Origin of the sequence: Kitasatospora sp. NPDC088351, from assembly GCF_040685575.1 — a bacterium.
Taxonomy (GTDB): domain Bacteria; phylum Actinomycetota; class Actinomycetes; order Streptomycetales; family Streptomycetaceae; genus Kitasatospora.
Window position 1 is genome coordinate 64262 of record NZ_JBFBIL010000039.1, and the last position, 13818, is coordinate 78079.

Consider the following 13818-nt stretch of genomic DNA (forward strand, 5'->3'; position numbering starts at 1 on the left):
CCCGTGCCCCGCAGCACGGGCCGGGGGCCGGACCGCGGCCCCGCACCACCACCAGAACCACCGGCTCCCGACCAGGAGCCCAGAACAGCAGGGGGAAGCGTGACCCACACCGATCCGACCCGCAGCGGCACCCAAGCCGTTCTGCACCTGGAGAACGTCACCCGGGTCCACGGACAGGGCGCGTCCGAAGTACACGCGTTGCGCGGGGTCGACCTCAAGGTCCACCCCGGCGAGTTCGTCGCCGTCATGGGCCCGTCCGGCTCCGGCAAGTCCACCCTGCTCACCCTCGCGGGCGGCCTGGACACCCCGACCACCGGCCAGGTCCTGGTCGAGGGCGTCGGCCTCGGCGGCCTCAGCCGCAAGCGGCTGGCCGAGGTCCGCCGCCGCTCCATCGGCTACGTCTTCCAGGACTACAACCTGATACCGGCCCTGACCGCCGCCGAGAACATCTCACTGCCCCGCGAACTCGACGGCCTCTCCACCCGCGCGGCCCGCCGCGAGGCCCTCGCCGCCCTGGAGGAGCTCGGCATCCCGGAACTCGCCGACCGCTTCCCCGACGACATGTCCGGCGGCCAGCAGCAGCGCGTCGCCATCGCCCGCGCCCTGATCGGCGAACGCCGCCTCGTCCTCGCCGACGAACCCACCGGCGCGCTCGACTCCACCACCGGCGAATCCGTCCTCGCCGTCCTGCGGGCCCGCTGCGACGCCGGCGCCGCCGCCATGATGGTCACCCACGAAGCCCGGCACGCCGCCTGGGCCGACCGCGTGGTCTTCCTGCGCGACGGCCGCATGGTCGACGAGAGCATCAGCCAGGACGCCGCCAGCCTGCTCGTCACCGCCGCCGCCAACAGCGGGAAGGGCCCGGTGCAGCAGTGAAGCTCACCGCCTGGCGGGTCGCCCTGCGCATCGCCCGCCGCGACGCTCTGCGCGCCAAGGGCCGCAGCGCCCTCGTCGTCGCCATGGTCGCCCTGCCCGTCCTCGGCGTCACCGGCGCCGACGTGGTCTTCCGCAGCGCCGACCTCGACCCCGCCGAGCGGGTCGTCCGCGCCATGGGCCAGGCCAACGCCCAACTCCAGCTCGTGGAGCGCGGCGCCATCATCATGCAGGCCCCGGACCCGGACACCGGCTACGACATGGAGAGCCCCGAAGCGGCCGAGCAGGAGAACGGCCGGCCCAAGTACACCCCCGAGCAGCGCCGCAGCCTCGACACCGAGCCCGCCGAACTCGCCCGGCAACTGCTCCCGCCCGGCAGCACGCTCATCCCGGAGCGCCGGGGCCCGTTCACCTCCACCAGCACCGCCCAGGGCCTGCTCAGCGTGCAGACCACCGAGGCCGACCTCAACGACCCGGTCTGGAAGGGCCGGATCGACCTCGTCAAGGGCCGTGCCCCCGGCGCGGGCCACGAGATCGCCGTCACCCAGGCCTTCCTCGACCGCTCCGGGCTCAAGCTCGGCGACCGCACCGCCCCGCGCGGCCTCGAAGCCACCCCCTACACCATCACCGCCGTCGTCGAGTACCCCGGCGAGCTGCGGGCCACCGAACTGGTCGCCCGGCCCGGCTCCCTGATCGACCCCCTGAACGCGTACGCCGCCGGCCAGGGCTCGCGCCGCAACCCGTCCGACGACCGGACCGACCGGTGGCTGGTCAAACTCCCCGCCGGGGCCACGTTCGACTGGCCCAAGGTGAGCGAGCTCAACCAGTACGGCTTCACCCTCGCCGCGCGCAACATCATGCTCGACCCGCCGGCCCGCTCCGACGTGCCCTACTACGTCAAGGAGGACCAGCGGAAATCCGGCGGGACCAGCTACTTCGACCGCACCCGGGTCGTCATCCTGGCCACCGTGATGGGCATGGCCCTGCTGGAGATCGTGCTCCTCGCGGGCCCCGCCTTCGCCGTCGGCGCCAGGCGCTCCCGGCGGCAGCTCGGCCTGCTCGCCGCCGGCGGCGGTGACCGCGCCAACATCCGGGCCGTCGTGCTCGGCGGCGGCATCGTCCTCGGCTCCACCGGCGCCGCACTCGGCCTCGGCCTCGGCCTCGGCACCGTCGCCCTGGTGCGCACCCACGCAGAGGAGTACGCCGGGCAGCGGTTCGGCCACTTCGACGTGCAGCCGCTCGACCTGCTCGGCGTCCTCGCCATCGGCCTGGTCACCGGCCTGCTCGCGGCCGTCGTCCCCGCCGTCCAGGCCTCCCGGCAGGACGTGGTCGCCGCGCTCACCGGCCGTGACTCGCTCAAGCCGCCGAGCCGCAAGCTGGCCCTGCTCGGTCTGCTGATGCTCGGCGGCGGCGCCGCCCTCGCCCTGCTCGGCTCCACCGGCGGCTTCGGCAACACCAGCCTGGCCGTCCTGGGCGGCTCGGCGGTCGCCGAACTCGGCATGGTCGCCCTCACCCCCTACCTGGTCGGACTCTTCGGCCGGATCGGCCGCTGGCTGCCGCTCGGCCCCCGCCTCGCCCTGCGCGACTCCGTCCGCCACCGCGGGCGCACCGCACCCGCCGTCGCCGCCGTGATGGCCGCCGTCGCCGGGTCGGTCGCCATGGGCATCTACACCTTCAGCACCGACGAGCAGCAACGCCGGGAGTACACCGCCGGAGCGCCCGCCGGAGCGGTCACCCTGGACAGCGGCTGGGGCTCCGCCGCGGACGGCAAACTGCTGCCCCAGATGCGCAACGCCGTCGAGAGCAGCATCCCCGGCCTCGGCACCCGCGCCGACGTCCAGAAGGTCGGCTACAAGGGCGACTGCGCGGTGACCGAGGGCAGCTGCGGCTTCGTCACCGTCAACATGCCCAAGGAACGGCGCTGCCCGCTGGACGCGAACGGCTTCGTCGACATCAGCGACGAGGAGGCGAACCGGCTCCGCAAGGAGGACGAGCGCTGCAAGAGCGGCCACACCAGCCGGTCCAACACCTTCGGCGCCCTGGTGTCCGGTGACGCCACCGTGCTGCACAACCTCTTCGGCATCACCGACCCGGCCGTCGGCCAGGCGCTGGCGGCCGGCAAGGCCGTGGTCTTCGACCCCAAGTACGTCAAGGACGGCACGGTCCTGGTCGAGCTGACCGAGCCCCAGGACCGGTCGGCGGCCAAGCCCGGCAAGCCGGTCGAGGAGGTCGTCCACGAGGTCGCCGTCGACGCCTACCTGGCCACCGCGGTCATCCCGACCGCCGGCCAGACCCTGATCACCCCGGACACCGCCCACCGGCTCGGCCTGACCACCACCGACGCCGGCTCGGTCTGGCTGCCCGAGACCGCCCCGACCGACGGCGCCGAACAGAAGGCCATGGGCGCGCTGAGCAAGCTCGCCGACCACACCTACCTCCAGGTCGAGCGCGGCTACCACTCCCAGCGCGACCTGGTCACCCTCGGCCTGACCGCCTTCGCCGCCCTGGTCGCGCTCGGCGCGGCCGGCATCGCCACCGGTCTCGCCGCCGCCGACTCCCAGCGCGACCTCACCACCCTCGCGGCGGTCGGCGCCGAGCCCAGGATCCGCCGCACCCTCTCCGGCTTCCAGTGCGGAGTGATCGCGACCATGGGCACCCTGCTCGGCGTCGTCGCCGGCGTGGTGCCGGCCGTGGCGCTGCTCAAGGTCGAGGCCGCCGCGGCGGTCTTCCCGGGGATGAGCCCCGAGCAGGTGGCGAACCGGTCGCTGGTGGTCTTCCCGTGGCTCAACGTGGGGGTCACCGTGGTCGTCCTGCCGCTGCTCGCGGTGGTACTGGCCACGCTGCTCACCCGCTCGCGGATCTCGCTGCTGCGCCGCTCCGGCTGACGCGCGGTCCGCCGCCACCACCCCTCGTCACCCCCGGCCGTCTCCGTGCGGCCGGGGGTGACGGACGTTACAGGTCTCGTGCGCCGGACGGCCGGGGCGGACACCCGCGCGGGCGAACTAAAGTCGTCCGTATGACGAAAACCCCGGACAGCGTCGTCCGCTCCTTCATCGACCGGCACCAGAGCGCCTTCCTGGCCGACCTCTCCGAGTGGCTGAGCATCCCCTCGGTCTCCGCCGACCCCGGCCGGGCCGGCGAGGTGCGCCGCTCCGCCGAGTGGCTGGCCGCGAAGCTGCGCGACACCGGGTTCCCGGTGGCCGAGGTCTGGGAGACGGACGGCCTGCCGGCGGTCTTCGCCGAGTGGCCGTCCGGGGACGCGTCCGCGCCGACCGTGCTGGTCTACGGGCACCACGACGTGCAGCCGGCGGCCAAGGAGGACGGCTGGGCGACCGAGCCGTTCGAGCCGACCGTGGTCGGGAAGCAGCTGTTCGCCCGCGGCGCGGCCGACGACAAGGGCCAGGTCTTCTTCCACACGCTGGGGGTCCGGGCCCACCTGGCCGCCACCGGGCGCACCGCCCCGGCCGTCAACCTCAAGCTGCTGATCGAGGGTGAGGAGGAGTCCGGTTCGCCGCACTTCGCCGACCTGGTCCGCCGGGAGGCCGCGCGACTGGCCTCCGATGTGGTGATCATCTCGGACACCGGCATGTGGTCGGAGACCACGCCGACCGTCTGCACCGGTATGCGCGGTCTGGCCGACGCCCAGATCGACCTGTACGGCCCGGACACCGACATCCACTCCGGCTCCTTCGGCGGCGCCGTGCCCAACCCGGCCGCGGTCGCGGCCGAGCTGGCCGCCGCGCTGCACGACGCCGACCGCCGGGTCTCCGTGCCAGGCTTCTACGACGGCGTGGTCGAGCTGACCGAGCGCGAGCGGGAGCTCTTCGCCGAGCTGCCCTTCGACGAGGCGCAGTGGCTGAAGGTCGCCAAGTCGTACGGCACCCGGGGCGAGGCCGGCTACTCCACCCTGGAGCGGGTCTGGGCCCGGCCGACCGCCGAGGTCAACGGCATCTGGGGCGGCTACACCGGCCCCGGCGGCAAGACCATCGTGCCGTCCTCGGCGCACCTCAAGCTCTCCTTCCGGCTGGTCGCCGGGCAGGAGGTGGAGCAGGTCCGGGCGGCCGTCCGGGACTGGGTGGCCGCGCGGGTGCCCGAGGGCATCCGGTACGAGCTGGTGTTCCCGGGCGCGACCCGGCCCTGCCTGACCCCGCTGGACCACCCGGCGCTGCGGTCCACCGTCCGGGCGATGGGGCGGGCGTTCCAGCAGAAGATCCTCTTCACCCGCGAGGGCGGCTCCGGCCCGGCCGCCGACCTCCAGGACGTGCTCGGCGCGCCGGTGCTCTTCCTCGGCATCTCGGTGCCGTCGGACGGCTGGCACTCGGTCAACGAGAAGGTCGAGCTGGACCTGCTGGCCAAGGGCGTGGAGACGGCCGCCTATCTCTGGGGCGACCTGGCCGAGAACTGGCGGCCGGGCGGCGAGGGCGTGTGAGGGCCACAGGGCCCGCCCTGACAGCGAGATCACTCATCCGGATGATTCATCACGTGGGGATGGAACGAAGTGAGCACCGTGCCTGAGACCGAACGCCCGCGGCACCTGGCGCTGGCCCGGGCCGGGGTGGACCGGGCGGCCCAGCACCGGTTCGACGAACCCTGGCTGGCGGCCGCGTGGAGCCACCCGAACACCAAGGTCCTGCCGATCGCCGGGGGCGAGGCGTTCGTGGTGGACACCGGGAACGGCACCGAACTGGTCCTGCTGCCCTCCTTCGAGGCGCCGCAGACCGGTGACCGCTACTTCCTGGGCACCGACGAGGACGGCGTCTCGTACTTCGCACTGGCCGGCGAGAGCCTGCCCGGGCGGCTGGACGGCGACGCCCGGCCGGCCGGGCTGCGCGAGGTCGGCGGGCTGCTCTCCGACCGGGACGCCGGGCTGCTGGTGCACGCCGTCGCGCTGGAGCACTGGCACCGGCTGCACAGCTTCTGTTCGCGCTGCGGGCACCCGACCGAGAAGGCCGGTGCCGGGCACATCCGCCGCTGCACCTCCTGCGCGGCCGAGCACTACCCGCGCACCGACCCGGCGGTGATCATGATGATCACCGACGAGCAGGACCGCTGCCTGCTCGGCCGCCAGGCCATCTGGCCGGAGGGCCGCTGGTCGACCCTGGCCGGCTTCGTGGAGCCGGGGGAGTCGATCGAGCAGGCCGTGATCCGCGAGGTCTTCGAGGAGGCCGGTGTGCGGGTCGCCGAGGTCGGCTACGTCGCCAGCCAGCCCTGGCCGTTCCCGTCCAGCCTGATGCTGGGCTTCATGGGCAAGGCGGCCCCGGACGGGACGGCGATCACGGTGGACGGCGAGGAGCTGGCCGAGGCGCGCTGGTTCTCCCGGGAGGAGCTGCGGGCCGGGATGGCGGCGGGCGAGATCCTGCCGCCGTCCGGGATTTCGATCGCACGTCACCTGGTCGAACTCTGGTACGGCGAACCGCTGCCGTCGGCGGCGCGCTGGTAATGCGGCGAAATGGGGCGTGCGGATAAATTCGTGCGCCCCAATTTTCCGTTTCGAGCCCCATGCTGCTCGGGTCATCGCGGTCCTGGCCGTCGGGGCCGGTTGCTGCGGCCGAGGCCCGGCCGACCTGCCGTGCGGATGTTCGTATCCGGAGGGACCTAGGCCCCCGGGGGAGGGCGTGCGCCCCGGGTGCGCCGTCACCGATACGGAGGACATTGCCGGAATCGGCCGGACGGGGTCACCTCCCTCGCTACATTCACTCGGGTGACAATTCCACGGGGCACCGCCCAATCCCCCAAATACCAGCGTCTCGCCGCCGATCTGCGCCGCCGGATCGCCGAGGGCGAGTTCACCGCCGACGCGGCCCTGCCGGTCGAGAGCGAACTGGAGCGACAGTACGGAGTCGCCCGCAACACCGTCCGGCTGGCCGTCGACGTGCTGGTCAACGAGGGCCGGCTGGTCCGCCTCCAGGGCAAGGGCACCTATCTCCGGGAGCATCCCGTCCTGGACCACCGCGCCTTCGGCCCCACCCTGCCGCCCGCGCCACGGGACTGTCTGGCCGTGCCCACCGCCGTCTACCTCGGCGAGGCCGTCGAGGCCGGCCGGGAGCTCACCGTCGACTTCGAGATGATGATCGTCCGGGCCCGGGTCGACATCGCCGAGCGGCTCGGACTGCGGCCCGGCGAGGCCATCGTGGTCCGCCGCCAGCTGCGGATGCTGGACCGCGAGCCGTACTCGATCGAGGAGAGCCACTACCGGGCCGGCCTCGCCGCGGGCACCCCGCTGATGGAGCCCGACCAGATCGACGGCGGGGACGAGGCGGTGCTCGCCGTGCTCGGCCGCACCGAGATCGGCGCCGTCGACCACCTGGTCGCCCGGATGCCGGGGCCGGAGGAGGCACAGTGGTTCCAGGGCGGCCCCGGGGTGCCGCTGATGGTCCAGACCCGGGTCACCTACGACCGGCGCGGGCCCGTCCGGGTCATCGAGACCCGCTACTCGGCCGACCGCAGCCGGCTCGTCTACGGCGTGGGCGACCTCGCCGCCCGCGCCTCGCTGCCCGCGCCCGCCACCCCGGTGGACCCGGCCAGGGCGGACCAGGCCAGGGCGGACGCGGCCCGGGCCGACGCGCCGTAGCGCACCGGCCCGGGGACACCGTGGACTCAGGCCGCGAGGGCCTTCTTGACCTGGATCAGGCTCGGGTTGGTCATCACGACCCGCTCGCCGCCGCCGACCGGCTGCACCAGCACGGTCGGGACGGTCTGGTTGCCGTTGTTGACGGACTCGACGAAGGACGCCGACGCCGGGTCCTCCTCGATGTTGATCTCGGTGTAGCCGATGCCTTCACGGTCCAGCTGGCTCTTGAGTCGGTTGCAGTACCCGCACCAGGTCGTGCTGTACATCGTGACGCTGCCGGACATCGAGGGGGCTCCTTCGGGAGGGGGCGTACGGTCTCAGGCGAGAACGTCCGCCGCGCGACGGTCATTCCGCGGACGCCCGGAGTGAGGGGCGACCTCTCACCCTTGGGGGCGCAGCCGCCATTCCGCACGCCGGGAGGCGTGGTGATCATCCTGCGATCACACCGCGCTTGTGGACAAGCCCGCCCGAGTTGTCCCACCGGGCTGAGAGGATGGAAGGCATGCAGGAAGACCTCTTGAGCGGCAGCCCGTTCGACGACTACCGGGCCCCCTCCGGCCCCGACGCGGTGCTCGCCGGGCTCGACCCCGAGCAACGGGCCGTCGCCACCGCCCTGCAGGGGCCCGTCTGCGTCCTGGCCGGCGCCGGCACGGGCAAGACGCGCGCCATCACCCACCGGATCGCCTACGGCGTGCGCAGCGGGGTCTACCAGCCCCAGCAGGTCCTCGCGGTCACCTTCACCGCCCGCGCCGCCGGCGAGATGCGCGGCCGGCTGCGCCAGCTCGGCGCCGAGGGCGTCCAGGCCCGCACCTTCCACGCCGCCGCGCTGCGCCAGCTCCAGTACTTCTGGCCGCGCGCCGTCGGCGGGCCGGTGCCCCAGCTGCTGGAACGCAAGGTCCAGCTGGTCGCCGAGTCCGCGGGACGCTGCGGGCTGCGGGTCCAGCGCACCGAACTGCGCGACCTCACCGCCGAGATCGAATGGGCCAAGGTCACCCAGATCGGCCCCGACGACTATCCGGCCGCGGTGCAGAAGTCGGGCCGCGACGCCCCCCGCGACCCGGCCGAGACCGCCCAGGTCTACCGGGTCTACGAGGAGACCAAGAGCCGCCGCGGCGTCATCGACTTCGAGGACGTCCTGCTGCTGACCGCCGCCATCCTGGAGGACCGCCCGGACATCGCCGACCAGGTCCGCACCCAGTACCGGCACTTCACCGTCGACGAGTACCAGGACGTCTCCCCGCTCCAGCAGCGGCTGCTCGACCAGTGGACCGGCCCCGGCGGCGGCGCCAGCCTCTGCGTCGTCGGCGACGCCAGCCAGACCATCTACTCCTTCACCGGCGCGACCCCCGACTACCTGCTGAACTTCCGCACCCGCCACCCCGAGGCGACGGTGGTCAAGCTGGTCCGCGACTACCGCTCCACCCCGCAGGTCGTCCACCTCGCCAACGGCCTGCTCGCACAGGCCCGCGGCCAGGCCGCCCGGCACCGGCTGGAGCTCGTCTCGCAGCGCGAGGCCGGCCCCGAACCCGTCTACACCGAGTACGAGGACGAGCCGACCGAGGCCGAGACCACCGCCCGCCGGATCAAGGAGCTGCTGGCCTCGGGCGTGCGGGCCAGCGAGGTCGCCGTGCTGTTCCGCACCAACGGCCAGTCCGAGGTCTACGAGCAGGCGCTCGCCGACCTCGGCGTCTCCTACCAGCTCAAGGGCGCCGAGCGGTTCTTCGAGCGGCCCGAGGTCCGCGACGCCGGAGTGCTGCTGCGCGGCGCCGCCCGGGCCGGCTCCGACCCGCTCACCGACGGCGCCCCCGGGCTGGCCGCCCAGGTCCGTGCCGTCCTCGCCACCCGGGGCTTCACCCCCGAGCCGCCGGCCGGCTCCGGCGCGGTGCGCGAGCGCTGGGAGTCGCTGGCCGCGCTGGTCCGGCTCGCCGAGGAGTTCGAGCGCACCCGGACCGCCGACGGACAGAGCGCCGACCTCGCCGCGTACGTCGCCGAACTCGACGCCCGCGCCGCCGCCCAGCACGCACCCGCGGTGGAGGGCGTCACCCTGGCCTCGCTGCACGCCGCCAAGGGCCTGGAGTGGGACGCGGTCTTCCTGGTCGGCCTCACCGAGGGCACGCTGCCGATCATCTACGCCAAGACCGACGAGCAGATCGAGGAGGAGCGCCGGCTGCTCTACGTCGGCGTCACCCGCGCCCGTAAGCACATCTCGCTCTCCTGGGCGCTCTCCCGCTCCCCGGGCGGCCGGGCCAGCCGCAAGCCGACGCGCTTCCTGGACGGCCTGCGGCCGAACTCCGGCGCACCGGGCGCACGCGCCGGAGGCCGGAGCGGGCGGGGCGGCGTCGAGCCCGGCGAGCGCTCCGCCGGGCGCCGGGTGCGCGGGCCGGTCAAGTGCCGGGTCTGCGAGCGGGTGCTCACCGAGGCGGTCGAACGCAAGCTGCGCCGGTGCGAGAGCTGTCCCTCCACGATGGACGAGGGGCTGTACGAGCGGCTGCGCGAGTGGCGGGCCGGGCAGGCGAAGAAGCAGGGCGCGCCGGCCTACGTCGTCTTCACCGACGCGACGCTGATGGCGATCGCCGAGGACGTCCCCGCGAACCGGCAGGAGCTGGCCGTGATCTCGGGGGTCGGTGCGATGAAGCTGGACAAGTACGGGGCCGCCGTGCTCTCGTTGTGCGCGGGGGAGGAGCCCGAGGACGATCCGGTCGACGTCGAGGACGGCGATCCGGCCGAACCGGCCTGAGCCGGACCGGGCTGGTCCGAGCCGGCCCGGAAGCGGTCGCCCGGGGTGCTTCGGAACCCGCCGGGAAACTCGCCGGAAAAATAGTTTGCGCGTCGTACCGGGAGCGCAATAGCCTGCCGGAGCGGTCAAGGGGACGCGATCGTGCGGGGTGACACCTGCGCCTTGTTCCCTTGCGCACCAGAGCCACATCTACAGTTTCACCAGCTCCACCCGCACCACCGAGACAGACATCCGAACAGTTCGAGGCCCGGGAGACCAGGCCTCGCGAGGCGCCGAGAGGAGGCGAAGACAGTGGAAACCATCACGATCACCAAACTGACTGGCCAGACCGTCGTCGCTACCTCCTCCCTGCGTGCCGCCCGCCTGCGGGCTCTCGCCGAGCTGGGTGGAACCGGTCTGGGTCTCGACACCACCGGTGTCTCCGTCGTCCCCGTTGTCAGTGGTCCTGGACACACTGATCTCTGCATCACGGGTGTCACGGGCGGCATCGAAGGCACCTCCGTCGAGACCGGTCTGTCCCGTGACTGGGCGTCGGCCGGCACGTCGCGCTCCCTGCGTGATGAGCGACCGACCCAGGCACCGAAGGCGGCAGTAGCCCTTGCCATGCATGGCGGCTATGCGCAGGTCATCGGTGCCGGAAACGCCCAGAAGCAGAACGAGCAGCAGATTAACCAGGCCAAGGCCGCCTTTACCGGCGCCATGGCCGTCCGGATGAGGGCCTTCCGCGGGCCTGAACCCTGGAGAGAACGAACCTGAGGAAGCCTCAGGTCGGCACCTCCAGGGCCGCGGAACCCGTCACACCGGGATCCGCGGCCCTTCTGTTTTGTCCGGTACGCAAGACCACCCAGGCCCCCCGGGGCCTCCGGCCCAGCCCCACCAGTCAGCTGAGCCGGACCCACTGAAAAGACGAGGAAGACGCCCACAGTGTCCACGGTCATCACACCGCCCATCCCGTCCGTACCGCCGACAAGCCAGAACACCAAGGCCGACCAGGCCGACCCCCCGGAGGTTTCTCTTATGCAGCTCACCTCGATCGAGCAGGCCGAGGCGCTCGGTCTCCCCATCCCGTGCCGCGCCTTCGACCCGGAGGTCTTCTTCGCGGAGACGCCGGCCGACGTCGAGTACGCGAAGTCCCTCTGTGGCACCTGCCCGGTCAAGGACGTCTGTCTGACCGGCGCGCTGGAGCGGCGTGAGCCGTGGGGCGTCTGGGGCGGCGAGCTCTTCGTCCAGGGTGTCGTCGTGGCCCGCAAGCGGCCGCGTGGCCGCCCGCGCAAGACCGAGGTCGCAGCGTGAACCCCGCGCTCGGAGCCGCGGCCGTCCGTCGGGGAGAGCAGCCCCCGCTGGACAGCGCCCTGCGCCGCTCCGTGCGTCTCGCCGCCGCCAAAGCCGACGCAGCCCGCACCGTCCACTTCCCCACGTCGCACCACGAGCAGGACCACGACATGACCGCCGCCGCCATCGATCCGACCGTCCGCGCAGAGCAGACCACCGAACTTCAGATCCAGAACAGGACCCTCGAGATGCAACTTCTCCACGAATCCCTGGCCCGTGCCCATATGCAAGAGCGCTTGCAGGAAGCCGAGCACGAACGGCTCGTCACCCGGATCGCCCGGGCCAGCCGGCTCAAGCAGAAGGCCGAACGCGCCTCGCTGCGCGCCCGCAAGGCCCTCGCCGTCGCGCTGATGTAGGCGCGGGGCCGGATTCGCCCCACCCCCGTCGTGCCGCAGGCCGCTCCCCACCATGGGGAGCGGCCTGCGGCCGTTGTGCCGGGGGTCAGCGCTTGCGGGTGCCGCCGCCGCGCTTCTTCGCGGGCTTCGGCTCCGGCTCCGGCGCCTCGGCCTGGTCGGCGCCCCCGCCCGCGGCCTCGTCCGCGAACTGGGGCAGCCACGCCAGCATCTCCGTACGGAACGGCGCCTTCGCGCCGAGCTGGCAGAGCACCCCGATGGTGCTCAGCGTGACCCGGTGGATCAGCAGGTACGCCGGCGGCAGGTTGAGCTGCTTGCCCAGGTTGTAGGCGGGCGAACGCGGATCGGCGATCCGCGCGGCCTGGGACCGCATCCAGCTGCGGGTGAAGTGGAAGGTGTCCACCGCGGCCGGCTCGATGATCGGCAGCAGGTAGTCGAGCACCGCGTCCGGGTCCAGCTCGATCGAGGGCTTGACGAAGCCCTCCTCGCGCAGCATGTCCAGCACGCCCGCCGCGTCCCCGGCCAGCGCCATCCGCAGCGAGGCGCCGATCGGGGCGGGCAGCCCGCCCGGCAGCCGGTCCACGGTGCCGAAGTCCAGGACCCCGAGCCGCCAGCCTTCCGCCGGGCCGTCGTCCTTGAGCAGCCGGAAGTTGCCAGGGTGCGGGTCGGCATGGAGCAGACCCGTCCGGGACGGGCCCGCGAACAGGAACCGGGCCAGCAGATGCCCGGCCCGGTCGCGCTCCTCCTGGGTGCCGTTCGCGATCACCTCGGCCAGCGGGACGCCGTCCATCCACTCGGTGACCAGTACCTGGTCGGCCTGCGCCACCACCCCGGGCACCACGATGTCCGGATCGCCCGCGAACTCCTCGGCGTGCCGGCGCTGGGCACCGGCCTCCAGCTCGTAGTCCAGTTCCTCGGCGACCCGCTCACGCAGCTCGGTGATCAGCGGCTTGATGTCGAGCCCGGGGATGAGCGGGCCGAGCAGCCAGGCCACCCGGCTCAGCTGGGAGAGGTCGGCCAGCAGCGCGTCCCCCGCGCCCGGGTACTGGACCTTGACCGCGACCTCGCGCCCGTCGTGCCAGACCGCCCGGTGCACCTGCCCGATCGACGCGGCGGCCGCCGGGCGGTCGTCGAAGCTGCGGAACAGCTCGCGCCAGCCCTCACCGAGCCGCTGCTCCAGCGCGGTGTGCACCTTGGCGGCGGGCATCGGGGGAGCGGCGTCCTGGAGCTTGGTGAGCGCGGCCCGGTACGGCCCGGCGACCTCCTCCGGCAGTGCGGCCTCGAAGACGGACAGCACCTGCCCGAACTTCATCGCCCCGCCCTTGAGCTCGCCCAGGACCTTGAACAGCTGGTCCGCGGTGGCCTGTTGCAGTTCGGCGGTCACCACCTCGGCGGAGCGCCCGCCGATCCGCCTGCCCAGTCCGAGCGTTGCCCGGCCGGCTATCCCCAGCGGCAGGGCGGCGAGCCGTGCCGTGCGGGTCACTGCCTTGCGCGGAAGATCGCTCACCCGGGCCTCCAATCCACACGCCCCCGGCACCCCACGACCGGGGGCCGACCATCACTACGCCATTGTGCCCGCTCCCCACTCCGCCCCCGGCCGCATTTGCCACTTGCTGCAACGGTTCACCGGGCACCCGCCTCCGGCCGGTTCCGCCGCTCTCCTCGCGCGCCCCGCCCGGGGCCCGTCCGTCGGCAGAGGGCCAGCAGAGTGCCAGCAGAGGGCCAGGGGTGGGCCTTGCCCGCTGCCGTGGGGCGGAGGGCCGCGCCTCGACCGCACCGGGTGGCGTTGCGCACAGGAAGTCGGTCGGGCCGACTTCCTGTGCGCGGTGGTTCGAGGCGATTGGGCTTCCGTTCGGCCCGCCGCCCCGGGCGGCAGCTCACGGCGGTTGTGGTAGGCGACCGGCATGTCGAAGGCCTGGGCCCGGCGGGCCACCGCCTGCCCGATCCGGCCC

11 protein-coding genes are annotated in these 13818 nt (G+C 73.2%); 9 read left to right on the forward strand and 2 right to left on the reverse strand.

What is annotated here, in order from left to right:
- Window positions 1–99 precede the first annotated feature (99 nt).
- The 5 genes from AB0P06_RS24935 to AB0P06_RS24955 all read left to right on the forward strand — a co-directional run bounded on the left by AB0P06_RS24935 (window position 100) and on the right by AB0P06_RS24955 (window position 7444).
- Window positions 100–876 (forward strand): ABC transporter ATP-binding protein, encoded by a 777-nt coding sequence (locus tag AB0P06_RS24935; RefSeq protein WP_363610911.1) that lies wholly within the window; start codon window positions 100–102, stop codon window positions 874–876.
- Window positions 873–3758 (forward strand): FtsX-like permease family protein, encoded by a 2886-nt coding sequence (locus tag AB0P06_RS24940; protein WP_363610913.1) that lies wholly within the window; start codon window positions 873–875, stop codon window positions 3756–3758. The genes AB0P06_RS24935 and AB0P06_RS24940 overlap by 4 nt, the downstream gene beginning before the upstream one ends.
- A 131-nt stretch (window positions 3759–3889) precedes the next feature.
- Window positions 3890–5302 carry a dipeptidase gene (locus AB0P06_RS24945; RefSeq protein ID WP_363610915.1) on the forward strand — a complete coding sequence of 471 codons (1413 nt, stop codon included), beginning with the start codon at window positions 3890–3892 and terminating at the stop codon, window positions 5300–5302.
- A 69-nt stretch (window positions 5303–5371) separates the two neighbouring features.
- A complete protein-coding gene (gene nudC, locus AB0P06_RS24950; RefSeq protein ID WP_363610917.1) occupies window positions 5372–6313 on the forward strand; it encodes an NAD(+) diphosphatase in 942 nt (313 codons plus the stop codon).
- A 261-nt stretch (window positions 6314–6574) separates the two neighbouring features.
- Window positions 6575–7444 (forward strand): GntR family transcriptional regulator, encoded by an 870-nt coding sequence (locus AB0P06_RS24955; protein WP_363610919.1) that lies wholly within the window; start codon window positions 6575–6577, stop codon window positions 7442–7444.
- 26 nt (window positions 7445–7470) lie between these two features.
- On the opposite strand, the gene AB0P06_RS24960 is transcribed toward AB0P06_RS24955, so the two are convergent.
- Window positions 7471–7728, reverse strand: coding sequence for a mycoredoxin (locus AB0P06_RS24960; protein WP_363610921.1), 258 nt, complete (start codon window positions 7726–7728; stop codon window positions 7471–7473).
- A gap of 218 nt (window positions 7729–7946) precedes the next feature.
- Between AB0P06_RS24960 and AB0P06_RS24965 the strand changes: the two genes are divergently transcribed.
- The 4 genes from AB0P06_RS24965 to AB0P06_RS24980 all read left to right on the forward strand — a co-directional run bounded on the left by AB0P06_RS24965 (window position 7947) and on the right by AB0P06_RS24980 (window position 11869).
- Complete coding sequence (locus AB0P06_RS24965) at window positions 7947–10181, forward strand: ATP-dependent DNA helicase UvrD2 (RefSeq protein WP_363610923.1); 2235 nt, start codon at window positions 7947–7949, stop codon at window positions 10179–10181.
- Window positions 10182–10472: 291 nt separating this feature from the next.
- Window positions 10473–10937, forward strand: coding sequence for a hypothetical protein (locus AB0P06_RS24970; RefSeq protein WP_363610925.1), 465 nt, complete (start codon window positions 10473–10475; stop codon window positions 10935–10937).
- A 192-nt stretch (window positions 10938–11129) separates the two neighbouring features.
- Complete coding sequence (locus AB0P06_RS24975) at window positions 11130–11474, forward strand: WhiB family transcriptional regulator (RefSeq protein WP_363610941.1); 345 nt, start codon at window positions 11130–11132, stop codon at window positions 11472–11474.
- Entirely contained in the window at window positions 11471–11869 is a 399-nt protein-coding gene (locus tag AB0P06_RS24980) for a hypothetical protein (protein ID WP_363610927.1), read from the forward strand. The genes AB0P06_RS24975 and AB0P06_RS24980 overlap by 4 nt, the downstream gene beginning before the upstream one ends.
- A gap of 85 nt (window positions 11870–11954) precedes the next feature.
- Here AB0P06_RS24980 and AB0P06_RS24985 read toward each other — a convergent pair whose 3' ends face one another.
- Window positions 11955–13373, reverse strand: a complete 1419-nt coding sequence (locus AB0P06_RS24985) for an AarF/ABC1/UbiB kinase family protein (protein ID WP_363610929.1) — start codon at window positions 13371–13373, stop codon at window positions 11955–11957.
- Between the last annotated feature and the right edge of the window lie 445 nt (window positions 13374–13818).